Source organism: Streptomyces sp. WAC00040 (assembly GCF_056835925.1).
On the sequence record NZ_JAKQZE010000001.1, the window covers coordinates 867,200 to 891,399 of the forward strand.

A 24,200-nucleotide genomic window follows, 5' to 3' on the forward strand; every position below is an offset into this window, starting at 1 on the left:
GGAATCGGCACGGACAACGGTGGCCAGCAAGCGCCGGCCACCGAACACGTCAGTCGTCCAGCACGGAGAGATCCTGTTCGGCCGCCGGCACGGCCACCATCCCGCGATCGTCCGGCAGCGTCTGCACGGTGAACATCAAGATGCCGTCGTCAGCGATCTCCAGCGACCGCGACGCGTGCACGGGCCCACCGGACACCGTCTCGACCGTGAGCGCGTAGGAACCCTTGAGCCCCGCCGGCACCGGCGCGGGTACGGCCAGCGTCGTCCCGGCCTTCACCGAGTACGTCTTGACGACCTCTGTACCGCCCTCGGTCCCCGCCGACGCGGTGACCTTGACCTCGGCGGCCTTGCCCGCCGCCACGAGCGACAGCTGGGAACCCTTGGCCCGGTTGTCGGCCACCGTGGCGCGCTCCCCCACCGGCGCGGCGGCCGGAATGAACGCGACCTCCTTCTTGTCGCCCTCACCCCGTACGACACGCAGCGCTGCCACCACGGGGGTGGCCCCGCCGCCTTCGGCCGGGCTGAGGACGAGCGAGCCCGCCTCGCCCCGGGTGACGTCCTTCAGGTCGAGGCTCGCGGTCATCCCGGACTTCACATGGAGCGTCTCCGCCCCCGCCGGGGTGATGGTGCCCGTCGCACCCGCCAGCCGCACCTGGAGCTCCGCGTCGTCGTCCCCGGGGGCGAACGCCACAAGCTGCACCGAGGTCGCGTCCGCCGGGATACCTGGCAGCACGGCCGTCGCTGCCGGGTCGGCGGAGGCCGCCAGCCAGTCGCCGCCGCTGTCCTTCTCCGCGGACCGCACGACGGCGCCGACCCGGCCGGTACGGGTCGTGACGTGGACGGTCACGTCCTCCGCCGGGTCCGCCGTCAGCGTCGACAGCAGGACCGGCAGGCCGGCCCCGCCGGGAACCGGGATGCCCTCGGCCACGGTGCTCTTGAGCGCGCCGTCCTTGCCGTGGAGCTCGACGTCGACGACGGCGGTGGTGTCGTCCGGGTTGGTCAGGTGCACATAGTCCTGGCGCTTCTCGGCCAGCGAGGCGCCGGGGAACCAGAAGTCCGTGTCCGGTGCGGTGCAGCTGACGCCGAGGAGGCCCCGGCCGCTGCCCGCTGCGACGACGGTGGTCTGCTGCGCGGTCCAGCCGGGGGCGAGGCGGCCGGTGGCCGTACCGACGAGCGCCGGGGCCTGGCCGCCGCTCTCCTCGGCCGAGACGGGCTTGCCGGGCTCCTTGAGAGCGAGGAATGGCTTGTCGGACGCGGCCTTCTCGGCGTCGCCGTCCTTGTCCGCCGTGCCCTTGTCCTCCTTGTCCGCCGGCGCGGCGCCGGGATCGGCCAGCGTGGCCGCCGACGGCCGCAGCTCGGCCGTGTCCGCGCCGCCGCCCGCCGCCTCGTCGGCCGCGACCCCGTCCTTGGCGCCTTCCTCCGCGCTGTCCTTCATGACCGGGGTGAACGAGGTGTAGCGCGTCTCCGCGAGGTCCGAGCTGCTGGGCGCCGGACAGAGCAGGCTGGAACGCTCTACGGGCAGCCGTGCCGGAGCCGCGGCTTCCGTGGTCGCCTCCCCGTCCGGTGCGGTGAGGGAGGCGAAGCCGGTCACCGCGGCGAGAGCCGTGGCGACGGCGATCAGGGAGATGGTCGTGCGCTTCACTCTGACTCGCCTCGCGTCGTGCCGGGGGCTTGCGCCGGGGGCTGGGGGTACGGGCCGCCGTTCGCGTCGCCGTAGCCGTACGGGTCGTACTGCCCGTCCTGCTGGAACTGGCCGTCCTGCTGGTACTGGCCGGGCTGGTACTGCCCGTCGGACCCGTACTGGCCGTCGGACCCGTACTGGCCGTCGGACCCGTACTGGCCGTCGCCGTAGGAAGGGGCCTGGTAGTGGTCGGCCTGGTACGGCTGCTGGTAGCGGGGGTCTCCGTACGTCTGATCCCCGCCGTACTGCTGGCCGTCCGCGTACTGCTGCTCGCCGCCGTACCCCTGGCTCGGGGCCTGGTCCGCGTTCTCGCCGTACCCGCCTTCCTGGTACTGCTGCTGGCCGTACGAGGTTCCGTACGGCGTGGCCGCGTGGGTCTGCGTGTCCCACTCGCCGTACTGCTGCTGCGGTACCGCCGCCGGGTACGGAGCGGGCTGCGCGGCCTCCTGGTCCTGACCCGGCGTCCGCTGCCCGTCCTGGGCGGTCGGCTCCGCCTCCTCGGCCTCCGCCTGGGCCCGCAGCCTGCGCGCCCGGCGGCCCTCGCCCGCGACCGGCTGCTCCGGCACGGCCACCGGCTCCTGCGGCAGGTCGTCGTCGATCTCCCGGCGCCGACCCGGCAGGGCCAGCACCAGCAGCACGAGCGCGAGGAACGCCTGCACCCAGATCCAGGCCGTGTGCGTGGCCGGGTCCTCGTACGTCAGGTCGAGGCGGCCGCCCTGCGCGGGCAGCTCGAAGCCCTGCGCCCAGCCGTCCACCGTGGTCTTCTTCAGCGGGCGTCCGTCGAGGGTCGCCTGCCAGCCTTCCGCGGCGCGGTCCGCGATGCGCAGGACGCGGCCGGAGCCGCCGACGGGGATCTTCGCGTGCGCCTCCACGGCGTCGGAGGCCACGGGCAGCGGCTCCTCCTTGCCGGTGACGATGGTGGCCCTGGCGACCTGGCGGTCCACCCGCCACAGCGCGCTGCCGTCGAGCTGGCTGAGCCGGCTCAGGCCCGGGGTGGCGTCGAGGACGCGGCTGGTCTGCCGGGGGGCTCCGTCGCGCACCAGCACATAGCGGATCGCGAAGCCGCTGAGCTGGCTGGTCTGGTCGGCGCCGGAGCCCGCGACCAGGTTGGCGACGACCTTGTCGAGCCTGGGGTCGCCGCCGGCGGTCTCGGTGAGCTCGGCGTCGCCGAGGCGGGCGCCGGAACCGCGTACGAGTGTGTAGGAGACCTTCGCTGCGGAGGCCCCGCCGAGGACGAGCGTGCGCGGCTGGTCCTGGGTGTCGCTCTCCTCGGCGACGAACGCCGGCACCTGCACCGGGTCACGCCGCTCAAGAGGACCTCCGGCGCCGCTCAGCATCCAGTTGGCGGCGGCGATGACCGGGGCGAGGCCGGCCGCCAGCGCGACGAGGGCGGCGACGGGCTGCCGCCAGCCGAAGCTCTGGGCGGCGACCCGGGTGCGGCCGCCCTCGGCGCCCAGCACGGCGGCGGCCAGCAGGGCGATGCCGTAGACGAGGGTCGCGGGTCCGGCCCAGCCGGCACCGCTGTCACCGGAGCCGTTGACGAGTGCCGCGAAGACCAGGGCGACCAGTGCGACCGCCCAGGCGCCGCGGATCGCGAACTGCCGCTCCTCGCGCAGCAGGGCGCCGAGCGCCGCGAGCACGATGCCGATCATCAGGAGCCCGCCGACGGTTCCGGGGCCGCCGGGACTGATGCCCAGCAGGTCGGTCGCGCCCGCCGCGCCGCCGTCGTACTCGAGCCCGGCCTCGCGGAGGAAGCCGGAAGGGCCGGCGAGCAGCGACAGCGACCAGGGGGCGAGGACCAGCATCGGCGTACCGACGGACGCGACGAAGCGCAGCGCGTATGCCGTGATGTCGCCGCGGCGCAGCACCAGGACGGCGATGCCGATGACGACGGCGATCGGCCAGACGACGGGGGTGAAGGCCGTCGCGAAGGTCAGCAGCAGGGCGTACGCCCACGTGGCCCGCCAGCTGCCGCGCCCGCCGCCCTTGAGACTCAGCCCGTGGGCGGCGACCGCGGCACGGGCGATGAGCGGCAGCACGATCGCGAGGACCGCCGTGCCGAGCCGCCCGGTGGCGAGCGCGCCCGTGGCGGCGGGCAGGAAGGCGTAGGCGACGCTCGCCCAGGCCCGCAGCAGCCGTGAGCCGACGATGGGGCGGGAGGCGAAGTACGCGGTGAGGCCGGCGAGCGGGACCGAGCAGACGAGCAGCACGGTCAGGGCGAGGCCGGTGGAGCCGAGGAAGAGTGCGGACAGCACCGCGAGGACGGCCAGGTAGGGCGGCGCCGCCTGGGTTCCGCCGGTGCCGATGGGATGCCAGCTGTCGGCGTAACGGCTCCAGAGGTCGAAGACGTCGGCCGGGGCGGGCAGCAGGGCGCCGCCGGCCAGCGCGCCGCCCGCGAAGAGTCCGCGGCAGGCGACGAGCGAGGCGACGAGGAGCAGGGCGAAGAGGAGCGGCCCGGGCTTGCGGGCGATCTTCTTGAGCCTGGCGAACTGCTCGATCTCCAAGAAGTCGGCGTCGTCCCCGCCGGGGCCCGATTCCACGGCGCCGTGCCGGGAGCCGCCGGAGTCGGCGTCCGAGCCACCGAAGCCGGAGACGACCTGCTCGACGGTGGCGCGGACGGTAGCGCCGGGCGGCGGGAAGAGCGGCCGCAGTTCGCTCGCCTCGACGGTCCGCCGGGACCGTCTGCGGCGGCCGGCCAGGATGCGTTCGGGGCGCAGCAGGACGCCGAAGAGTCCCATGACCTCGTCGACGGCCTGCCCGGGCACCTTGCCGACGAGGTAGGCGAGGGTGCGCAGCAGTGTGCCGAGGACGATGCGCAGCAGTACATAAGGCAGCGCGACGCCGCGGGTGTTGGTGAGCAGGGTGTAGACGGCGCCGGCCTTGTCGACGCGGTGCGGGCTGGCCACTGACCGGCCGGCGCAGTCGACGGTGCGGCGTTCGCGGGCGGCGGCCTCGGCGTGCCGCAGCACGGCGTCGGGGGCGATCAGGACGCGGTGCCCCGCGGAGTGGGCGCGCCAGCACAGGTCGACGTCGTCGCGCATGAGCGGCAGCCGCCGGTCGAAGCCGCCGAGTTCCTCGAACACGTCGCGGCGTACGAGCATGCCGGCGGAGGAGACGGAGAGGACGGAGCGCACCTGGTCGTGCTGACCCTGGTCCTGTTCGCGGCGGTCGAGTCCGGTCCAGCGCCGTCCGCTGTTGGCGATGGAGACGCCGGTCTCCAGGAGCTGCTTGCGGTCGTACCAGCCGCGGAGTTTGGGGCCGACGATCGCGACGTGTTCGTCGGAGTCGGCGACGCGCAGCAGTTCGGCGAGGGCGTCGGGCTCGGGGGCGCAGTCGTCGTGCAGGAGCCACAGCCATTGGACGGGCTCGCCGTGCGGCAGCTCGGGCATGTCGTACGCCTCGTCGCGCCAGGTCCTGCTGACGGGGTCCCAGCCGCTCGGCCGCTTCAGATACGGCAGTTCCTCGGGAGTGAGGACGCCGGCGGTGCGTGCCGCCTCTTCGACGGCGGTGCCGAAGCCGGTGCGGCGTGCGAGGTGCAGTACGCGGTCGGCGCCGAGGGCGTCGGTGAGCAGTCGGGCCGAGTCGTCGGCGCTGCCGGTGTCGGCCGCGACGACGTTCTGCACGGGGCGTTCCTGGCCGATCAGTCCGGCGAGGGCGTCGGGGAGCCAGCGCGCGCCGTCGTGGGAGACGAGCACGGCGGTGACTACGTGCCGCGGGAACTCTGGCGCGGCTGCCGGAACAAACGCGGCTGTGGTGGCGGACATTGAGGTACGGGCCCTCCGGCCGGGGTCACCCCGTAGGGGCTCTGGTGCGTCACGGACGGGGCCCCACACTAACGGCTGGCATGTAAACGGTCCGCAGCCTGTGGACAACCCACAGACGGCGGACCGTTCGTTACGTATGCATTTGACTTGCTTGTGCCGTTCGGGCCGGCGCGATCGGGCGGCTCGGACCGGAAGCGACCGGGCGGCGGGTGGGCGGCGATTCAGACGGCTGCCTTCTTCAGGCGCCGGCGTTCCCGCTCCGAGAGGCCGCCCCAGATTCCGAATCTCTCATCGTTGTTCAGGGCGTATTCGAGACATTCGGAGCGGACCTCGCAGGCGAGGCAGACCTTCTTGGCCTCGCGGGTGGAGCCACCCTTCTCGGGGAAGAAGGACTCGGGATCGGTCTGGGCGCACAACGCGCGCTCCTGCCAGCCGAGTTCCTCGTCCGCGTCCTCGACCAGCAGTTGTTCGAACAGCTCGGTCATGTGCGCCCCTCGTCTGTCTTTGCGTCCCCGTGATGTTGCCGCGATCGTTTTCGGCCGAACGACACGAGTGAAATTACAAGTGTGTGGCTCCGGGCCAGTCAAGCCGAGATCTGCTATTGGGCCCGGTATTCACTCTGCGGAACCAAGGCTATGCGGAAAGTGTTCAAATCACCAAAAAACATGACACATGCCAGCGGCCTGGTCCACACCCCACCGTCCCTCGAAAAGGAAGACGCCAGAGACATCGATCTTGTTTCGATCGAGCCGGCGAAGCGATCCGGATCACAGTGCGATCACTTCAGGCCGGATGACGTTTGAAAGCAGGGTTGCTGCCGCATGTGTCCCCACCCCCCGCTGCACAAACCTTTCTCCCGCTTCCGTAACCGGAAAAGGTGAAACATTGCCGCCAAATCGGTCATCGGGTTGACAGTCGACGAGCGTAACCGTCACCTTTGTTTCCATGCCAGCGACCACAGCGCCCCTCGCGACCCGCCTCCGCGGGTTCCGCAGCGCTGTCCAGGCGCGCTGTTGCTGTTGCTGTTCCAGCTGTTGATGCCCTCGAGCTCCAGCTTCTGCGTCTTCTTCCTGCTCTGCGACACCCCCGCACTTCTGCTGAGGACCCTCCGCACCCATGAACAGCGACAGCGACCTCCAGATCGCCGGCGACATCCTCGCCGTACAGCACCTGCTCCAGCCCGCACGTGAGCACCCGGCCACCGTGGCCGAGTTCGCCGGCCTCGCCCGGTCCATCGCCACCGACCGCACTCGGTGGGCGCACCTCGTCGAATACGACGCCACCACCCGCTGGTACCACCGGCTCGACACCGGCCCCGGCTACGAGATCTGGCTGCTCAGCTGGGTCCCCGGCCAGGGCAGCGGACTCCACGACCACGGTCCCTCCTCCGGCGTGCTCACCGTCCTCGAGGGCCGGCTGACCGAGCGGACCGCGCGCGGCGAACGCTCACTCGCCGCGGGTGCGCAGCGGGTCTTCGCACCGGGCTACGCGCACGAGGTCGTCAACGACTCCCTCGAACCCGCCGTGAGCCTGCACGTCTACTACCCGGGCCTGACCGAGATGCCGATGCACACGGCCGCGCGCTGCACGACGGAGACGGTTCCCGCCTGATGCCCCGCCGGCACCTGCGAGGATGTCGGCATGCGCATTGTGGTTCTGGCCGGCGGCATCGGCGGCGCCCGTTTCCTCCGCGGTCTCAAGCAGGCCGCGCCCGAAGCGGACGTCACGGTGATCGGCAACACCGGTGACGACATCCATCTGTTCGGCCTGAAGGTCTGTCCCGACCTCGACACCGTGATGTACACCCTCGGCGGTGGCATCAACGAGGAGCAGGGCTGGGGCCGCGAGGACGAGACCTTCCAGGTCAAGAGCGAACTCGCGGCGTACGGGGTCGGCCCCGAGTGGTTCGGTCTCGGGGACCGCGACTTCGCCACCCACATCGTCCGTACGCAGATGCTGAGCGCCGGCTATCCGCTCAGCGCCGTCACCGAGGCGCTCTGCGACCGGTGGAACCCGGGCGTACGGCTGCTGCCGATGTCCGACGACCGGGTGGAGACCCATGTCGCCGTGACGCTCGGCGGCGAACGCAAGGTCATCCACTTCCAGGAGTACTGGGTTCGGCTGCGGGCGTCCGTGGCCGCGGAGGCGGTCGTGCCGGTCGGCGCCGAGCAGGCCAAGCCCGCTCCCGGAGTGCTGGAGGCCATCGCCTCCGCGGACGTGATCCTCTTCCCGCCGTCGAATCCGGTCGTCAGCATCGGCACGATCCTCGCCGTGCCCGGCATCCGGGAAGCCATCGCGGAAGCCGGCGTACCGGTCGTCGGCCTCTCCCCCATCGTCGGGGACGCGCCCGTGCGCGGCATGGCCGACAAGGTCCTCGCCGCGGTGGGCGTGGAGGCGACGGCGGCGGCCGTCGCACAGCACTACGGCTCCGGGCTGCTCGACGGCTGGCTCGTCGACACGGTCGACGAGCCGGCGGTCGCCGCCGTCGAGGCGGCGGGCATCCGCTGCCGGGCGGTACCGCTGATGATGACCGACGTGGACGCGGCCGCCGACATGGCCCGGGCGGCCCTGGCGCTGGCCGAGGAGGTACAGGCGTGACCCCGGCGTCGTACCGGGTCTGGGCGCTGCCCGGCCTCGGCGAGGTCCGGCCCGGCGACAACCTCGCCAAGCTGATCGCCGCCACCTCGCCGGGACTGGCCGACGGGGACGTACTGCTCGTCACCTCCAAGATCGTCAGCAAGGCGGAGGGGCGGATCGTCGAAGCGGCGGACCGCGAGGCGGCGATCGACGCGGAGACAGTTCGGGTGGTCGCCCGGCGCGGCGCCCTGCGCATCGTCGAGAACCGGCAGGGCCTGGTCATGGCCGCGGCAGGCGTCGACGCGTCCAACACCCCTACGGGCACAGTACTGTTGCTGCCCGAGGACCCGGACGCCTCCGCCCGCGTGATCCGCGAGGGGCTGCGCGACGAGCTCGGCGTCGACCTCGGCGTCATCGTCACCGACACCTCCGGCCGCCCCTGGCGGACCGGGCTGACCGACATCGCGATCGGCGCGGCGGGTGTGCGGGTCCTGGACGATCTGCGCGGCGGCACCGACGCCCACGGCAATCCCCTCAGTGCCACCGTCGTGGCCACCGCCGACGAACTCGCCGCCGCGGGCGACCTGGTGAAGGGCAAGGCCGAGGGACTGCCGGTCGCCGTCGTCCGCGGCCTGCCGCACATCGTGGGCGACGGCGGCGAGAACGCGAGAGCACTCGTCCGGATCGCCGCCGACGACATGTTCCGGCTGGGCACCTCGGAGGCGATACGGGAGGCGGTGACACAGCGCCGCACGGTCCGCGAGTTCACCGACGAGCCGGTGGACGGCGGCGCGGTGCGGCGCGCGGTCGCGGCCGCGGTGACGGCGCCCGCCCCCCATCACACGACGCCGTGGCGCTTCGTGCTGCTCGAGTCGGCCGACTCCCGCCGCCGCCTGCTGGACGCCATGCGCGACGCCTGGATCGCGGACCTGCGCCGCGACGGGAAATCCGAGGAGTCCGTCGCCAAGCGGATCCGGCGCGGGGACGTTCTGCGCAACGCCCCGTACCTGGCGGTGCCGTGCCTGGTCTCGGAAGGGGCCCACACGTACGGCGACGAGCGCCGGGACGCGGCCGAACGCGAGATGTTCGTCGTCGCGGCGGGCGCGGGCGTGCAGAACTTCCTGGTGGCACTCGCGGCCGAGCGGCTGGGATCCGCGTGGGTCTCCTCGACGATGTTCTGCCGCGACGTGGTGCGGGAGGTGCTGTCGCTGCCGGCGACATGGGACCCGATGGGCGCTGTGGCGATCGGTCACGCCGCCGCCCCGCCCAAGGCACGTCCGGCGCGGGAGGCCTCCGCGTTCATCGAGGTACGTTAGGAACCCGCCGGCGGCTCAGTGCCCGCCGGTCACCACGCGGCGATGTCGACCCTGCGCATCTTCGGTTCGCGGCGCGGCGGGACGCGGCCCGCAAGCAGGATCAGGCGGGCCGCGCGGTGGCGCTGGCCCTCGTAGGGGGCGAGCAGTTCCAGCATCGCCGCGTCGTCGGTGTTGCGTTCACCGGCCAGGGAGTAGCCGACGATCCGTGGCAGGTGCAGGTCGCCGACCGTGACGGCGTCGGGGGCGCCGTTGCTGCGCTGGATCACCTCCGCCGAGGTCCACGGGCCGATGCCTGGGATCAACTCCAGCCTGGCCATGGCCTGTTCGGGCTCCATCGCCGCCGCTTCCTCCATCCGGCGGGCGACCCGCACCGCGCGCAGGATCGTCGACGCGCGCTTGTCGTCGACGCCCGCGCGGTGCCATTCCCAGGACGGGACGAGCGCCCAGGTGCGCGGCTCCGGCATGACGTACAGGCCCTGGTCCGGGCCCGGCGCCGGTTCGCCGTACTTGCGGACCAGCAGCCGCCAGGCCCGGTAGGCCTCGTCGGTGGTGATCTTCTGTTCCAGGATCGAGGGGATCAGGGACTCCATGACGAGTCCCGTGCGCAGCAGCCGCAGTCCCGGCCGCCGGTGCTGCGAGGCGGCGACCAGCCGGTGCCGCGGGGTGAAGGCCTCCGGCTCATCGGCCGCCCCGAGCAGTTCGGGAAGCCGGTCGAGCAGCCACTCCGCGCCCGGCCCCCAGGCTTCGGCCTCGACGGTGCCCGCCCGCATCGCGACGTGCAACGTCCCGGGCCCGGCCGGGGTGCGGCTGGTCCGCCAGGCAGAGCCGTCCGGCGTCGTACGGAAGGTGGGATCGGCGGCGCCCCTGCGCAACGGGCCGAGGACAAGTCCGAGGTCCAGCGGCCACGGCGGGGTCCATCGCCGGGTGCGGGCGGCGGCCGGCGCGGCAGGGACCTGTCGCGGTATCGCCGCGGGTACGCCGCTCCCGCCACCGCGCACGGTGGCGCGGCTCGTGTCCGGTCGGAAGCGCCCTGCCATGCGGCCAGGCTACTGGTCGGAGGAGAAGCGGACCGCGCCCGCAGGGAGCACCGCGTCGCACCACACCCGCGCACCGTCCCTCAGCTCGTTGTCCTCACCCACGACAGCGCCGTCCCCGACGACCACGCCGGACAGCACCGTGCGCGCCCCGATGCGCGCGCCCGCGCCGACGAGTGAGTCGCAGATCACGGCGCCCGCTTCCACGACGGCGCCGGCCAGGACCGTGCTGCCGTCGATCCGGGCGTCCTCGCCGACGGTAGCGCCCTCGCAGACCACGGTGCCGCCGGTCAGCTTGGCGCCCGGCGCGACGCGCGCGGACGGCAGCACCAGCCTGTCGCCGCGTCTGCCCGGCACGGCGGGAGAGGGAGCGCGGCCCAGGACCAGATCGGCGGAGCCGCGCACGAAGGCGTGCGGCGTGCCGAGGTCCAGCCAGTATGTGGAGTCGACCATGCCCTGGAGGTGGGCTCCGGCGCTCAGCAGCTCCGGGAAGGTCTCGCGCTCGACGGAGACGGGCCTGCCCGCCGGGACGGAGTCGATGACGGAACGCCGGAAGACGTAGGCTCCCGCGTTGATCTGGTCTGTGACGATCTCCTCGGGCGTCTGGGGCTTCTCCAGGAACGCGGTGACGCGCCCGGTTCCGTCCGTCGGCACCAGACCGAAGGCGCGCGGGTCCTCTACCCGGGTGAGGTGCAGGGAGACGTCGGCCCCGGACGAGCGGTGCGTGCCTACGAGGGCCTCGATGTCGAGTCCGGTGAGGATGTCCCCGTTGAAGACGAGGACCGGGTCGTCGGGACCCGACCGCAGCCGCGAGGCGACGTTGCGGATGGCCCCGCCGGTGCCGAGGGGCTCCTCCTCCGTCACGTATTCGAGGTGCAGCCCCAGCGCGGAGCCGTCGCCGAAGTACGGCTCGAAGACCTCCGCCAGGTACGAGGTGGCGAGCACGATGTGCTCGACGCCCGCCGCCCGCGCCCGCGCCAACTGATGGGTGAGGAACGGCACGCCCGCCGCCGGCACCATCGGCTTCGGGGTGCGGACGGTGAGCGGACGCAGCCGGGTTCCCTTGCCTCCGACCAGGAGGATCGCTTCTGTGGCCTGGTTCAATGCATTCTCTGCTTCCTGCTGGGGCCGGGCTCGGTCACGGATTTGACCGGCCAGTTTATGAGTTGCGTCCACGGCGACCGGAGTTGCGTCCGCCGTGTCCCGGCCCCGTCGTCCGGTCAGCGGCCCTGAAGCTTGGCCGAAGCCGTTCTGGCGATTCCGAGTCGGCTGTAGAGACGGCCTCCGGGGCAGTCCGTGAGGTAGCCGTCGCGGTGTCCGGAGATGGCGTTGAGCTGGACCTTGACGCCCTTCGCGTATTTCCCGCTGCCGGCCGAGGTGAGCGTGACCTTGCCCGCGGGGTTGATCCCGTGCAGGCCGAGCTTCCACGCGGTCAGCTTGGCCACGGCGGTCACCGCGGCCTGCGGCGGATTGGAGGAACTGTACGTGCCGAGCACGGCGATGCCCGTGCTGTTCGCGTTGAAACCCAGGGTGTGCGCGCCGAGCACCGGCTTGGCCACGCCTCCTGCCCGGCCTTCGTAGATGTTTCCGCACTTGTCGACGGCGAAGTTGTAGCCGATGTCGCGCCAACCGCTGCTCTTGACGTGGTAGCGGTAGATACTGCGGATAACGGAGGGGGCCTCCTTGCAGGTGTAGTTGTTGCCCGTGGCGCTGTGGTGGACGAACGCGGCCTTCACCGAGCCTGTGTAGACGAACGCCTTCTCCCGCCACGACTCGTCGGCGCCCCACCCCTTTCGGGTGACGATGCTCGGCCGCGGGCCGATGTACGGCTTGGCGCCGGCCGCGAGGTCGCCCGCGAGCAAGTCACCCGCCGCGGTCGCCTCGGCCTCGGTGTCGGCCTGGTTGAGGGCCGGGATCATGAGGCCGCCGACCGGGGAACGGCCGACGGTGGGCTCCGTGTCGGGGCCTGCCACGACCTGGTCGGTGCCGGGTTCGAGGGCGGTGTCCGTGTCGGGGGCGGTGTCGGTGTCGGGGGCTGCGGCGGCCGGCTCCTCGCCTGGGTCGACGAGTTCGAGGCGCATTCCCTCGGGCAGTCCGCTCGAGGTGCCGTCCTCGGCCCGTACGCGTACCTCCACGCCGTCCGATGCGCCGACCCACAGCGGGGCCGTGGAGCCGCGCACCGAGCGTGACTCGCTCTCGGCGGTACCGGGGTCGGCCGCGTGCTCCGAGTTGTGCGTCTCCACCTGCTGCCAGTCGGACCAGACGCCGGACCCGGCCGCCCGGGTGCGTACCTCGACGGTGCCGTGGAATTCGGTGAACGCGTCCTCCCAGACCACGCCGACGAGCGAGAACGGATCGACGTCCTGCTCGGGAAGGCCGAGTTCGGGGGCGCCGGCGGAACGGTCCGAGGGGGTTTGACCGATGGCCTTCAGTGGCAGGGACTGGGTCGAGCCGGGCACGTCCGGTACTTGTGGGACCGCGGCGGCCGGCAGGGGCGCGGCGAGCGCGCCGGAAGCGAGCGAGAGCGGAACGACGAGCGCGGTCGCGCACGCCACTCCGACGGAAGAAGCCAGGTATCCACGCATGGCAAGCATCCTGGGCCGGTGCGGCGCGCCGCGCTCGGCGGCAAACCCCCGTCGGACCGGGGGCCCTTCGGTCCGACCGGAGGACACCGTCACCCGAGCGGCCGCCCCCGTGCCCGGCGGCGGCGTACGCTTGCGCGGATGAACGCCAGCGACCGCACCCCCGCCGACCTGCTGCGATCCGCGCTCGCCGCGGACCCCGCGCGCCCCTTGGTCACTTTTTACGACGATGCCACCGGTGAGCGGGTCGAATTGTCCGTCGCCACCTTCGCCAATTGGGTGGCGAAGACGGCGAATCTGCTCCAGGGTGACCTCTCCGCGGAGCCGGGCGACCGGCTCGCGCTGCTGCTGCCGGCGCACTGGCAGAGCGCTGTCTGGCTGCTGGCCTGCTCCTCCGTGGGTGTGATCGCGGACGTCGGCGGCGACGCGGCGCGTGCGGACCATGTCGTGGCGGGGCCGGGCCGGTTCGACGACGGGCTCGCCTGCGGCGGTGAGCGGATCGCGCTGTCCCTCGCACCGCTGGGACGCCGCTTCCCCACCCCGCCGGCCGGTTACGCCGACTACGCGGTGGAGGTGCCGGGCCAGGGCGACAGGTTCGCCCCCTACGCGCCGATGGATCCGGAGGCGCCGGCGCTTACCGTCGGGGACCTGGAACTGACCGGTGCCGAACTGGTCGGGCGGGCGCGGGAAGACGCGGAGCGGCTTGGTCTCGCGCCGGGGTCGCGTCTGCTGTCCGGGAAGTCGTACGACTCCTGGGACGGGCTGTCCGCGGGACTGTACGCGCCTCTGGCGGGCGGGGCTTCCGTCGTTCTGTGCCGGAATCTCGGCGAGTTGTCGCCGGACGCGCTGGCGAAGCGCCTCGAGAGCGAGCGGGTCACCGTCACGGCGGTATGACAAGCGTGGGGCGTCCACTCATGTGGCGCACACTCGGGCCGAGCCCTCCCCGTCCGGCGCGGCGCCCGGTGGATGATCGGCGACAAGCGTGCTTCAACGCACAACCAAGCGCCGGGTTCAGCCGTCTAGACCAGCGATCGGCGGCCCAGCGTGCCGCCGACGCCATGAAGGATGGACGCACACGTGACGGACAAGGCCGGCACGTCGGCGGACCCCTCGGGGTCCGCCGACGCGGACGAGAAGGCGGGATCCGCGGTCGCGGACGACTCCGCCACGCCCGGCGGCCCGGCCGACTCCGGGAGGGCGGGCGACACCCCCGCCGCGAGCGGTGGCCACGCCGCTGACACACACGCCGAGAACACGACGGGTTCGACGGCCGACGACAAGGCCGGGAGCACGGCCGGCGCCACCGACGGCAGGAACGCCGAGAGCCCGGCGGACTCCACCCCCGCCACGCGGTCGGGGAACGCAGCAGCGTCGACGGCCGACGACGAGGCCGAGGGCACAGCAGACCCGAAGGCCGACCCCGAGGCAGCAAACACCTCCGGCCCCTCGGCCGGGACCGCCGCCGAGCCCGACGGTGCCACCTCCGGGGCGCGGGGCGGCAAGGACGTGCCGGTCGACAGTGACCGTGCCGGCGGCCCGGCCCCCTCGGGCGGAGGCGGACCGGGCGACGACAACGGCGGGGACGGTCACAGCGGGGACGGCGGCGACGGTCAGGCCGGGGACAGCGGCGACGGTCAGGCCGGGGACGGCGGCGACGGTCGGGCCGGAGGAAGGCCCCCACGGCACTGGATGCGCTGGGCCGCGCTCGGCACCTCGCTCGTCGTGCTCGCCGCCGCGGGCGCCGGCTGGTGGTTCTACCGCAAGCTCGACTCCAACATCACCACGGACACGACGGCCGCCGCCGAACTGGAGACGTACGAGAAGGAACGCCCCACGCCCGTGGCCGTCGACGCGCAGAACATCCTGCTGCTCGGCTCCGACACCAGGGCCGGCGAGGGAAACAGCAAGTACGGCCGGGACGAGAGCGGCGGCAGCCAGCGCTCCGACACAACGATCCTGCTGCACATCGCGGCCGACCGTAAGAGCGCGACGGCGATGTCGATCCCGCGCGACCTGCTGGTCACCGTCCCGAGCTGCGGAAAGCCGGACGGCAGCCGCTCCGAGGAGCAGACGGCACAGTTCAACTGGGCCTTCCAGTTCGGCGGGGCGGCCTGCACGATCCGTACGGTCGAGAAGTTCACCGGGGTCCGCATCGACCACCACATGGTGATCGACTTCCGCGGCTTCAAGGACATGGTGGACGCCGTGGACGGCGTGGAGGTGTGTCTGAAGCAGCCGATCGACGACAAGGACGCGCGGCTCAAGCTGCCGGCCGGGCCGCAGACGCTGCACGGCGAGGAGGCACTCGGGTTCGTACGGGCGCGCAAGACGCTGGGCAACGGCAGCGACACCGAACGCATGGAGCGGCAGCAGCAGTTCCTGGGCGCGCTGGTCAAGAAGGTGCAGAGCAACGGCGTACTGCTCAATCCGACGAGGCTCTATCCGGTGCTCGACGCGGCCACGAAGTCCATCACCACCGATCCGGGACTCGACTCACTGAAGGACCTTTACGACCTGACCCGATCACTTCGGAGCATTCCGACGGAAAAGGTCCAATTCCTCACCGTTCCCCGGCAGCCGCACGCCGCGAATCCCAACCGGGACGAGCTCGTGCAGCCGGACGCGGACCAGCTCTTCAAGAGTCTGCGCGAGGACGATCCGGTCACTGTCGTACCGAACGGCGAACGGGAGGGCGAGGGGACCACCGGAGATGCGGACACCGGCGGAACCGGCACCCCCAGTGCGACACCGACATTTCCCGGCACCAATGCCGCCGAAGGGATGTGTGAGTAAAGCAATGGCCAAACCGAAGCAGAGAGTGCTGACGGATTGGGCGAATTGCCCGGTTGTAAGGGGCGTGGAATTTGTCACGGACGTCGCTGGACGCCGAACTGGACGGATAGTGTGACGCGATCCGGTGCTTCCGACCCTGTGTCGCGCACTGCTGGATCGAAGGACCGAGCGCCTGCCGGGGGAGGCGCGTCGCGTGGCACCCGACGGAGGACTCAAGCAACCGTGGATGCGCAAAGCCGTGGGCGGGCGGACGAGATCGACCCCGCCGACCAGTGGGTACTCAACCCGCAGACCGGCAACTACGAACTGCGACTGGATCAATCCGCACCGCAGTCGACACCCTCCACCAGAGGCTCCGGCCGCGGCAGCACAAGAGCCGGTGCGGCCGGCAGCCGCGGTGCCGCCCCCCGGAACACGGCGGCCGGAAATGGTGCCCGGCGCGGTACGACCGCCCCGGGCACCGAGGTCCCCGAACAGCGTCGGCGTCGCACGGGTGACGCGTCCGCCGGCCGGGCGGCACAGGCGCAGACCGGCCGGCGCAAGCGCAAGCAGGGCAAGTCGCGCAAGAAGAAGGCGCTGCTCTGGACGGGCGGCACGCTCGCGCTGGTGATGGTGGGCACGGCGTCCGCCGGATACCTCTACTACGAGCACCTCAACTCCAACATCACCTCGGTCCCCGACGACGGCGCCGGCACCGGCGGCTTCAGCAAGGACCGGGCGATCAACATCCTGGTCATCGGCACGGACAAGCGCACCGGCGACGGCAACGAGGGCTACGGCGACAAGAACAGCGCCGGCCACGCCGACACGACGGTGCTGCTCCACGTGTCCAAGGACCGCACCAACGCGACGGCGCTGAGCATCCCGCGTGACCTGATCACGGATATCCCGGACTGTCCGACCACCCAGGAGGACGGGTCGACCAAGACCATCCCGGGGTCGCCGAACACCCGCTTCAATGTGAGCCTCGGCCAGTCGGGCCGTACACCCAGCTGCACCATGCGTACGGTCACCGAGCTCACCGGCATCAAGCCCGACCACTTCATGGTGGCCGACTTCAACGCGGTCAAAACGCTGACCTCGGCGGTCGGCGGTGTGCCGATCTGCCTCGCCAAGGACATAAAGGACCCCGACTCCAAGCTCGACCTGCCCGCGGGTGAGCACGAGATCGAGGGCGAGGAGGCCCTGGCGTTCGTCCGTACCCGGCACGCGGTGGGCTTCGGCGGCGACCTCGACCGCATCAAGCTGCAGCAGCAGTTCCTGAGCGCGCTGATGCGCAAGCTGAAGTCCAACGACACGCTCACCAGCCCGACGAAGCTGGTGAAGCTGGCGGAGGCGGGCACCAAGGCGCTGACCGTCGACTCCCAGATAAACGACATCATGAAGCTCCGTGACCTCGGTCTGGAGCTCGGCAAGTTCGACATGAAGAACCTGACCTTCGCGACCGTGCCCGTGCGGGACAACCCGGCGGAGACGGTCAAGGCCACAGTGGTGCTCGACGAGAGCAAGGCGGAATCGCTGTTCGCCATGGTCCGCGAGGACGTCTCCCTCACCGAGGTCGAGCAGAAGAAGCAGCAGGCCAAGGACAAGCAGAACGCCCTGCTCGAGGGCACCAGGGCCGAGGCGTCCGACGTCCGCGTCGATGTCTTCAACGGCGGCGGGCCGACGGGCGCCGCGCAGAAGACCCTCGACTGGCTCCAGAACACCGAGGGCGTCCTGAAGTCCGCCAACAAGGGGAACGCCCCGGCGGACGTCACCAGGACGACCCTCGAGTACGCACCGAACCAGGCCGACCAGGCCCGCGCGCTCGCGGACCTGATGGGCCTGCCTGCCGCGGCGTTGAAGCCGGGCACACAGGACGCGGAGGGTCTCACAGCGATGACGCTGACCCTCGGTCCCGATTTCAAGGGCGCAGGGGTGCCCATCACCGGTCCGGCGAAGGTGCCGGACGACATCCAGAAGGTCGAAGCCGACAAGAAGGTCTGTGCCGGATGACGCCGGAGGAACGGCTCGTGAGACGAGCCTGAAACCAGGGGGGACCCAGGGGTGGGAAGAAACAGCGTGCGTGGGGAGGGGACCCGGGAGCACGTGGCGGAACCCGGCGATCTCGGCTGGGACGAAGGGCTGTACGGCGGGGGGACCCGTGTCCCCGGCAGCCGTACGGCCCTCGTCGACGAACGGGGCCCGCAGGCCGCGCCGGCAGAAGGCGGCGGCAGCGGGCACCGGCGCGGCGGTCCTCGGCGTCCCGCGAAACGCGGCAAACGCCGGATATTGCGCGGCGTCGCGATCACGGTGGCGGTGGTGGTGCTCGGCACGGCGGGAGCCGGATATCTGTACTACCAGCACTTGAACAACAACATCCGTAAGGGTGAACGCAGTTCGGCCGACTCGGACGTGCGGAAGAGTGCCCCGAACGCGGCCGGCCAGACCCCGCTGAACGTCCTTCTCATCGGCTCCGACAGCCGGAACACGGCGGCCAACCTCAAGCTCGGCGGCTCCAGGAAGAGTGTGGGCGCCAAGCCCCTCGCGGACGTGCAGATGCTGTTGCACGTGTCCGCCGACCGCAAGAACGCCTCGGTCGTCTCCATCCCGCGCGACACCAAGGTCGACATCCCGAAGTGCACCGACCCCAAGACCGGGGACGAGTTCCCGGCGACACGTGACCTCATCAACGCGACACTGGGCCGCGGCGGTCCCGGCTGCACCCTCGCCACCTGGCAGGAGCTCACCGGCGTCTACATCGACCACTGGATGATGGTCGACTTCGCGGGCGTGGTCGCGATGGCGGACGCGATCGGCGGCGCCGAGGTCTGCGTGAAGCACGGTGTGTACGACGGCCCCAAACCGAACGTGCCCGGCGGCTCCGGTCTGCGGCTGGAGGCCGGCACCTGGCCGATCAAGGGCGAGCAGGCGCTCCAGTGGCTGCGCACCCGCCATGCGTTCGAGAGCGACTTCGGACGCTCCAAGGCGCAGCACATGTACATGAATTCGGTGATCCGCAATCTGAAGGACCAGAACGCCTTCACCGACACCGGCCGGCTCATGGACCTCGCGGAGACCGCGACCAAGTCGCTCCAGGTCTCGGAGGAGATCGGCACGGTCAAAAAGCTGTTCGACCTCGGGATGACCCTCAAGGACGTGCCCACGAGCCGGATCGCGATGCTGACCATGCCGCGCATACCCGACCCGAACAACCCGGAGGCGCATGTGCTGCCGGCGCCGGGTGAGGCCGACCGTCTGTGGCAGATGCTGCGCGAGGACACTCCGGTGGACGGCAAGGCGCCGACGTCGAAGCCCAAGCCTTCTGCCGCGCCGAAGGATCCGGCCGCCGACCCCGCCGAGATCGGGATCATGGTCCGCAACGGCACGGGCGTGAACCAGGACCCCACTCCACGCAGAGCGGCCGCGGTGGCCGAAGTGCTCACCGGCCAGGGCTTCACGGGCGCGAGGACGGACACGACCCCGGAGGCGGAGAGCCGCACACAGCTCCTGTTCCCGAGCGTCGACCTCGACGGCGACGCACACGCCGTCGCCGCGGCTCTCGGCATCCCGGCGAGCGCGGTGCGCAAGTCGTCCGAGGTGTCCGGCGTGACGCTGATCGTCGGCGCCGACTGGCGGACCGGGGACACGTTCCCGAAGCCGGAGGCGGCCGGGGGGCCGCCGAAGAACACGGAGACGGTCATGGGCGACGACAAGGGCGCCTGCATGGACATCTACGCGCCGTACCGGATCTGACCCGGCACCACCCGCGCATGTACGACAGCGCCGGTCCGCCCCTTCACGGGGGCGGACCGGCGCTGTCGTCGTGCTGGTGGGCCCGTGATTCAGGCTGCGGTCCGGACGGAGGGCCGCCGGCTCGCGATGACCTTCTTCGCCAGCGAGCGGGGGCTCGTCAGGAAGCCGTAGCCCCAGCACATGTGCATCGTGGCCAGCGCCACCGGGATCTGGAGCCGTGCCTTCAGGGACAGACCCTTGCCGGCGGGGACGGAGCCCGCGGTGATCGCCGCGAGATATCCGGCGGGGACGACGAACGCCCACGGCGTCAGCGCGGCACCCGCCACGACGCCCGCGGCGATCGCGCAGAGCGCCGTCGGCGGTGCCAGGTAGCGCAGGTTGATCGAGCCCTGGTGGTAGCGGGCCACGACATGCCGCCAGCGCCCGTAGTCCTTGTACTGCTTGGCGAGGGCCCGCACGGACGGCCGGGGACGGTACTGGACCCGCAGTTCCGGGGAGAACCAGATCAGGCCGCCGGCCTCGCGGATGCGGAAGTTCAGCTCCCAGTCCTGGGCGCGGATGAACTCCTCGTTGTAGCCGCCCTGCTGCTCCAGCGCCTCGCGCCGGAAGACGCCCAGATACACCGTCTCCGCGGGGCCCGCCTTGCCGCCCGTGTGGAAGGCGGCGTTGCCGACGCCGACCTTCGAGGTCATCGCGGCGGCGACGGCGTCCTCCCAGGCGTTCTCGCCCTCGGCGTGCATGATGCCGCCGACGTTCTGCGCGCCGGTCTCCGCCAGCACGCGGACCGCGGTCGCGATGTAGTTCGGCGACAGCATCCCGTGGCCGTCGACGCGCACCACGACGGGGTGGCGGGACGCCTTGATGGCGGCGTTCAGGGCGGCCGGGGTGCGGCCCGTCGGATTCGGCACGGTGCGGACCCTCGGGTCCTCCCGTACGAGCTCGGCGGCGATCTCGTCGGTGCGGTCCGTGGACGGCCCGAGCGCGATCACCACCTCCATCTCTCCGTCGTACTCCTGCTCGAGGATGTGGCGGACCGAGTTGCGCAGATGCCGCTCCTCGTTGAGGACCGGCATGATCACGGAAACAGCGGGCGTGGCGTTCATCGCCCGCCACGTTACCGCGAACGGGGGACACCCAGGCGCGGCGGCCGGTGTCGCAGATCGTATGGGCCTACGGTGCGGGGAATCCCCTGTCGTCCGCGGAGGTGTCCTCTTGCCCCCACCGCCCCGCCCGCGTCCCCGCCCCCGTCCGGCCCCGCAGCGCGGCGCCCCGGGGCGGCCCGCCGCGCGACAGCCGGCCCGGCCGGCAGGGCGGGGCGGGCACCCCGCACGGCGCACGGGCGGCGGATCACCACCGCGCCGGACCGGGCGCGCGGCACGGCCGCGCTGGGGCATGCGGATCGTCACATCGCTCTCGGTGCTGGTCCTGGGAGTGGGCGGCATCGGGCACGCCGTGGTCACCGGACTCGACACGGAGATCGAACGGGTCGACCCGTTCCGTGACATGAAGAACCGGCCCGAGGCCGGCCGGGGCACGAACATCCTCGTCGTCGGCACCGACGGCCGGGACAGGATCACGCCCGAGGAGAAGAAGAAGTACCGGCTCGGCGGGGCGCCCTGCAACTGCACCGACACGATCATGCTGGTGCACATCGCGCAGGATCGTGATCGCGCCAGCGTCGTCAGCCTGCCCAGGGACAGTTACGCGGAGATCCCCGAGCACACCGACACCACCACGGGCAAGCATCACAAGCCGCACCCGGTGAAGCTGAACGCGGCCTATGCCGAGGGCGGCCCCGGCCTGACCGTGCGCACGGTCGAGCACATGACCAAGGTGAAGATCGACCACTATCTCGAGGTCGACTTCACGAGCTTCATGAAGACGGTGGACGTGGTGGGCGGGGTGGAGGTCTGCACCGCCCGGCCGATGAAGGACACCTACACCGGTCTGGACCTGCCGGTCGGCACCCACAAGCTGAGCGGCGGGCAGGCGCTGCAGTACGTGCGCGCCCGCCACATCGACGGCGCCGCCGACCTGGGGCGGATGCAGCGCCAGCAGCGCTTCCTGGCGGCGCTCGTCGACCGGGCGACCAGCGGCGGCGTGCTGCTCAACCCGGTGAAGTTCCAGAAGGTCACCTCGACGATGCTCGGCTCGGTCCGCGCCGACCGGCAGTTCGGCACCCGGCAGATGCTTGCCCTCGGCCGGGCGATGCGGGGCTTCACGCCCTCCTCCTCCGAGTTCACCTCCGTGCCCGTCGGCGACGTCTCGTTCCCGGTCAAGGGCATCGGGTCCACCGTGAAGTGGGACGACGCGCGGGCGCAGCGGCTGTTCCGGCTGCTGCGCGAGGACAGGCCGCTCGCACCGCACCGCCCGAAGCGCGCCAAGGCCACCGTCGTCGACGTCGACCCGAAGCAGATCAAGGTCCAGGTCTACAACGGGACCCACCTCGCCGGCCTCGGCGAGAAGGTCGACAAGGCCCTGCAAGACCTCGGCTTCGACACCACACGCGCCCCGCTCAACGGCGGCGGCGGTGAGGTCGGGCGCACCTATGTGATGTACGACCCACGGTGGGACCGCTCGGCGAAGTCGCTCCAGGCGGCGCTGCCCGGTGCCGAGCTGCGTCCGGTGAAGGGGCAGGGCCCCACGATGAAGGTGATGGCGGGGACCGACTTCAAGGAAGTCCGGCCCGTACAGGCTCAGGAGCCCCACAGCGGCGAGTTCGGAGCGGTGACGGGCGACCAGGTCGTCTGCCCGTAGGTCCGCGCACGGCGGCCGGACTCAGTCCTCCATGCCCTCCGCGGCGCGCTTCTCGCGCAGTTCCCGGATCGCCCGGCGCCTGGCCAGCCGGTGCGTGCGCCGGATCTGCGCCTCCTGGTAGCGGCGCTGGTCCCGCTCGGTCTCGGGAACGACCGGCGGCACCGGCCGCGGCTTGCCGTCCGCATCCACCGCGGCGAAGACGAGGTAGGCACTGCCGACCTGGGTGGCGGGCGTCGACTCGTTCCAGCGCTCGGCCAGGACCCGCACGCCGACCTCCATGGAGGACCGGCCGGTCCAGTTGACCTGTGCCTTCACATGGACCAGGTCGCCCACCCTGACCGGCTCCAGGAACACCATCTCGTCCATCGAGGCGGTGACCGCGGGCCCGCCGGAGTGCCGGCCCGCGACGGCTCCGGCCGCGTCGTCCACCAGTTTCATGATCACGCCGCCGTGCACGGTGCCGAGGAGATTCGTGTCACTGCCGGTCATGATGTGGCTGAGGGTGGTGCGGGACGCCGAAGTGGGCTTGCCCGGAATTTCAGCCTCCGGGCGCTGGGCCTGATCTGTCATGCCGTCCACCATATGCCGGGGCCGGAATGCATCAGCTTCGCTACAGCCCTGGTGCGATTCCCCACCCACCCTGTCTGGGCGGCCACCCTCCCCTGCACACTGTTCCGCATGAATGACTGGCCCGATGGATGGACCGACAACGGCGGCAACGGCAACGCACCCGGCTACGGGCGCGGCAGCGCCGGGGAGCGGCCCGAGGGCGCGCGCGTCATGCGCCATGTCCAGCGACCGGCCGCCCCGCAGCACGGCGGGGTCCCCCCTCAGCAGCCCCGCGGTTACGACCAGGGCTACGCCGAGCCGGCGTACGACAGCGGCTACAACACGGGCCAGGTCTACCGCGGCGCGGGCGGCGGGGTGCCTCCGCAGGGCAGGCCCCCGCGGCAGCCCGGCCCGGCGCCGGACTGGCGGCGCAGGCTGAAGATCGGCTCGATCGTCGTGCTCGTGGCCGTGCTGGGCACCACCATCGGCACGTACTTCTGGGCGGACTCCAAGGTGCGGCGCGAGGTCGACCTCGCCAAGGTGATCGAGCGGCCCGCGGAGGGCGACTGCACCACCTACCTGATCGTCGGCTCCGACAGCCGTGAGGGCATGACGGCCGAGGAGAAGAAGAAGCTCCACACCGGTGACGCCGCGGGCAAGCGCACCGACTCGATGATGATCCTCGCGGCCTGCGGCAGCGGGAACACGATGGTGTCCCTGCCGCGTGACTCCGACGTCGAGATACCGTCCTTCATCGGCTCCGAGTCCGGGAAGAAGTTCCCCAACCAGGGCCGGCGCACCAAGCTGAACGCCGCCTACGCCGAGGACGGGCCCGAACTGCTGGTCCGCACCGTCGAGCACAACACCGGCCTGCGCATCGACCACTACGCGGAGATCGGCTTCGCCGGCTTCGCCAACATCGTGGACGCGCTCGGCGGTGTCGAGATGAACATCGAGAAGGGCTTCAAGGACAAGAAGTCCGGCGCCGACTTCGAGGCGGGCAAGCAGACCCTCGACGGCGAGCAGGCCCTCGCCTTCGTCCGCACCCGCTACGCCTTCGCGGAGTCGGACCTCGCACGCACCAAGAACCAGCAGAAGTTCCTCTCCGCGCTGGCGAGCCAGGCGGCGACCCCCGGCACGATCCTCAACCCGTTCAAGCTGTACCCGACCCTGGGCGCCGGCCTCGACACGCTCATCGTCGACAAGGAGATGTCCCTGTTCGACCTGGGCGAGATGTTCTTCGCGATGAAGGGCATCAGCGGCGGCGACGGTACGTCGATGAACATGCCGATGTCGGGAAGCCGGGGCGGCAACCTCGTCTGGGACAAGGCGAAGGTGCAGCAGCTGGTGAAGCAGATCCAGAACGACGAGAAGGTCACTGTCTCCGACAAGTGATTCCCGCGTCGAAGGGG

The 24,200-nt window shown here is 71.5% G+C and carries 18 protein-coding genes; 9 read left to right on the top strand and 9 right to left on the bottom strand.

Annotation, left to right across the window (positions count from 1 at the left end; genetic code table 11):
* Nucleotides 1-49: 49 nt before the first annotated feature.
* The 4 genes from MDN94_RS03930 to MDN94_RS03945 all read right to left on the bottom strand — a co-directional run bounded on the left by MDN94_RS03930 (nucleotide 50) and on the right by MDN94_RS03945 (nucleotide 6,392).
* Nucleotides 50-1,642 (bottom strand): DUF5719 family protein, encoded by a 1,593-nt coding sequence (locus MDN94_RS03930; protein WP_482724578.1) that lies wholly within the window; start codon nucleotides 1,640-1,642, stop codon nucleotides 50-52.
* Entirely contained in the window at nucleotides 1,639-5,445 is a 3,807-nt protein-coding gene (locus MDN94_RS03935) for a glycosyltransferase family 2 protein (RefSeq protein ID WP_482724579.1), read from the bottom strand. Before MDN94_RS03935 ends, MDN94_RS03930 begins: the two co-directional genes overlap by 4 nt.
* A 221-nt stretch (nucleotides 5,446-5,666) precedes the next feature.
* Nucleotides 5,667-5,930 (bottom strand): WhiB family transcriptional regulator, encoded by a 264-nt coding sequence (locus tag MDN94_RS03940; protein WP_053557226.1) that lies wholly within the window; start codon nucleotides 5,928-5,930, stop codon nucleotides 5,667-5,669.
* 282 nt (nucleotides 5,931-6,212) lie between these two features.
* Nucleotides 6,213-6,392, bottom strand: coding sequence for a hypothetical protein (locus MDN94_RS03945; protein WP_482724580.1), 180 nt, complete (start codon nucleotides 6,390-6,392; stop codon nucleotides 6,213-6,215).
* A 169-nt stretch (nucleotides 6,393-6,561) separates the two neighbouring features.
* On the opposite strand from MDN94_RS03945, the gene MDN94_RS03950 reads away from it, so the two are divergent.
* Genes MDN94_RS03950 through MDN94_RS03960 form a run of 3 tightly spaced genes read left to right on the top strand, consistent with a single transcriptional unit; the run spans nucleotide 6,562 to nucleotide 9,338 of the window.
* Complete coding sequence (locus tag MDN94_RS03950; protein WP_482724581.1) at nucleotides 6,562-7,056, top strand: cysteine dioxygenase; 495 nt, start codon at nucleotides 6,562-6,564, stop codon at nucleotides 7,054-7,056.
* A gap of 30 nt (nucleotides 7,057-7,086) precedes the next feature.
* Nucleotides 7,087-8,043 (top strand): 2-phospho-L-lactate transferase, encoded by a 957-nt coding sequence (gene cofD, locus MDN94_RS03955; RefSeq protein WP_482724582.1) that lies wholly within the window; start codon nucleotides 7,087-7,089, stop codon nucleotides 8,041-8,043.
* Complete coding sequence (locus MDN94_RS03960; protein ID WP_482724583.1) at nucleotides 8,040-9,338, top strand: coenzyme F420-0:L-glutamate ligase; 1,299 nt, start codon at nucleotides 8,040-8,042, stop codon at nucleotides 9,336-9,338. The genes cofD and MDN94_RS03960 overlap by 4 nt, the downstream gene beginning before the upstream one ends.
* Before the next feature lie 29 nt (nucleotides 9,339-9,367).
* On the opposite strand, the gene MDN94_RS03965 is transcribed toward MDN94_RS03960, so the two are convergent.
* The 3 genes from MDN94_RS03965 to MDN94_RS03975 all read right to left on the bottom strand — a co-directional run bounded on the left by MDN94_RS03965 (nucleotide 9,368) and on the right by MDN94_RS03975 (nucleotide 12,957).
* Nucleotides 9,368-10,375: a DNA-3-methyladenine glycosylase family protein gene (locus MDN94_RS03965; protein ID WP_482724584.1), complete on the bottom strand. Its 1,008-nt coding sequence runs from the start codon at nucleotides 10,373-10,375 to the stop codon at nucleotides 9,368-9,370.
* 9 nt (nucleotides 10,376-10,384) lie between these two features.
* Nucleotides 10,385-11,476 carry a mannose-1-phosphate guanylyltransferase gene (gene manB / locus MDN94_RS03970; protein ID WP_482724585.1) on the bottom strand — a complete coding sequence of 364 codons (1,092 nt, stop codon included), beginning with the start codon at nucleotides 11,474-11,476 and terminating at the stop codon, nucleotides 10,385-10,387.
* Between the two features lie 116 nt (nucleotides 11,477-11,592).
* Nucleotides 11,593-12,957, bottom strand: a complete 1,365-nt coding sequence (locus tag MDN94_RS03975; RefSeq protein ID WP_482724586.1) for a peptidoglycan recognition protein family protein — start codon at nucleotides 12,955-12,957, stop codon at nucleotides 11,593-11,595.
* Between the two features lie 138 nt (nucleotides 12,958-13,095).
* On the opposite strand from MDN94_RS03975, the gene MDN94_RS03980 reads away from it, so the two are divergent.
* From MDN94_RS03980 to MDN94_RS03995, 4 genes are all read left to right on the top strand, one after another.
* Nucleotides 13,096-13,848, top strand: coding sequence for a TIGR03089 family protein (locus MDN94_RS03980; protein WP_482724587.1), 753 nt, complete (start codon nucleotides 13,096-13,098; stop codon nucleotides 13,846-13,848).
* Between the two features lie 183 nt (nucleotides 13,849-14,031).
* Nucleotides 14,032-15,747 carry an LCP family protein gene (locus MDN94_RS03985; RefSeq protein ID WP_482724588.1) on the top strand — a complete coding sequence of 572 codons (1,716 nt, stop codon included), beginning with the start codon at nucleotides 14,032-14,034 and terminating at the stop codon, nucleotides 15,745-15,747.
* 222 nt (nucleotides 15,748-15,969) lie between these two features.
* Entirely contained in the window at nucleotides 15,970-17,742 is a 1,773-nt protein-coding gene (locus MDN94_RS03990) for an LCP family protein (protein WP_482724589.1), read from the top strand.
* A 93-nt stretch (nucleotides 17,743-17,835) separates the two neighbouring features.
* Nucleotides 17,836-19,482, top strand: a complete 1,647-nt coding sequence (locus tag MDN94_RS03995; RefSeq protein ID WP_482724590.1) for an LCP family protein — start codon at nucleotides 17,836-17,838, stop codon at nucleotides 19,480-19,482.
* A gap of 89 nt (nucleotides 19,483-19,571) precedes the next feature.
* On the opposite strand, the gene MDN94_RS04000 is transcribed toward MDN94_RS03995, so the two are convergent.
* Nucleotides 19,572-20,585, bottom strand: a complete 1,014-nt coding sequence (locus MDN94_RS04000) for a glycosyltransferase family 2 protein (RefSeq protein WP_482724591.1) — start codon at nucleotides 20,583-20,585, stop codon at nucleotides 19,572-19,574.
* A 109-nt stretch (nucleotides 20,586-20,694) separates the two neighbouring features.
* Here MDN94_RS04000 and MDN94_RS04005 point away from each other — a divergent pair, with 109 nt between their 5' ends.
* Nucleotides 20,695-22,239 carry an LCP family protein gene (locus MDN94_RS04005; RefSeq protein WP_482724592.1) on the top strand — a complete coding sequence of 515 codons (1,545 nt, stop codon included), beginning with the start codon at nucleotides 20,695-20,697 and terminating at the stop codon, nucleotides 22,237-22,239.
* Between the two features lie 21 nt (nucleotides 22,240-22,260).
* Here the strand turns inward: MDN94_RS04005 and MDN94_RS04010 are convergent, their stop codons facing one another.
* Nucleotides 22,261-22,809: an acyl-CoA thioesterase gene (locus tag MDN94_RS04010; protein ID WP_037776717.1), complete on the bottom strand. Its 549-nt coding sequence runs from the start codon at nucleotides 22,807-22,809 to the stop codon at nucleotides 22,261-22,263.
* 108 nt (nucleotides 22,810-22,917) lie between these two features.
* On the opposite strand from MDN94_RS04010, the gene MDN94_RS04015 reads away from it, so the two are divergent.
* Complete coding sequence (locus MDN94_RS04015; protein ID WP_482724593.1) at nucleotides 22,918-24,183, top strand: LCP family protein; 1,266 nt, start codon at nucleotides 22,918-22,920, stop codon at nucleotides 24,181-24,183.
* Nucleotides 24,184-24,200: the final 17 nt, after the last annotated feature.

What these genes read in the sequence shown, in the direction of transcription:
- MDN94_RS04010 (WP_037776717.1), bottom strand. Translation starts at nt 22,809, where the DNA reads ATGACAGATCAGGCCCAGCGCCCGGAGGCTGAAATTCCGGGCAAGCCC.
- MDN94_RS04000 (WP_482724591.1), bottom strand. Translation starts at nt 20,585, where the DNA reads ATGAACGCCACGCCCGCTGTTTCCGTGATCATGCCGGTCCTCAACGAG.
- MDN94_RS03935 (WP_482724579.1), bottom strand. Translation starts at nt 5,445, where the DNA reads ATGTCCGCCACCACAGCCGCGTTTGTTCCGGCAGCCGCGCCAGAGTTC.
- MDN94_RS03950 (WP_482724581.1), top strand. Translation starts at nt 6,562, where the DNA reads ATGAACAGCGACAGCGACCTCCAGATCGCCGGCGACATCCTCGCCGTA.
- MDN94_RS03965 (WP_482724584.1), bottom strand. Translation starts at nt 10,375, where the DNA reads ATGGCAGGGCGCTTCCGACCGGACACGAGCCGCGCCACCGTGCGCGGT.
- MDN94_RS03975 (WP_482724586.1), bottom strand. Translation starts at nt 12,957, where the DNA reads ATGCGTGGATACCTGGCTTCTTCCGTCGGAGTGGCGTGCGCGACCGCG.
- MDN94_RS03940 (WP_053557226.1), bottom strand. Translation starts at nt 5,930, where the DNA reads ATGACCGAGCTGTTCGAACAACTGCTGGTCGAGGACGCGGACGAGGAA.
- MDN94_RS03945 (WP_482724580.1), bottom strand. Translation starts at nt 6,392, where the DNA reads ATGGAAACAAAGGTGACGGTTACGCTCGTCGACTGTCAACCCGATGAC.
- MDN94_RS04015 (WP_482724593.1), top strand. Translation starts at nt 22,918, where the DNA reads ATGAATGACTGGCCCGATGGATGGACCGACAACGGCGGCAACGGCAAC.
- MDN94_RS03980 (WP_482724587.1), top strand. Translation starts at nt 13,096, where the DNA reads ATGAACGCCAGCGACCGCACCCCCGCCGACCTGCTGCGATCCGCGCTC.
- cofD (WP_482724582.1), top strand. Translation starts at nt 7,087, where the DNA reads ATGCGCATTGTGGTTCTGGCCGGCGGCATCGGCGGCGCCCGTTTCCTC.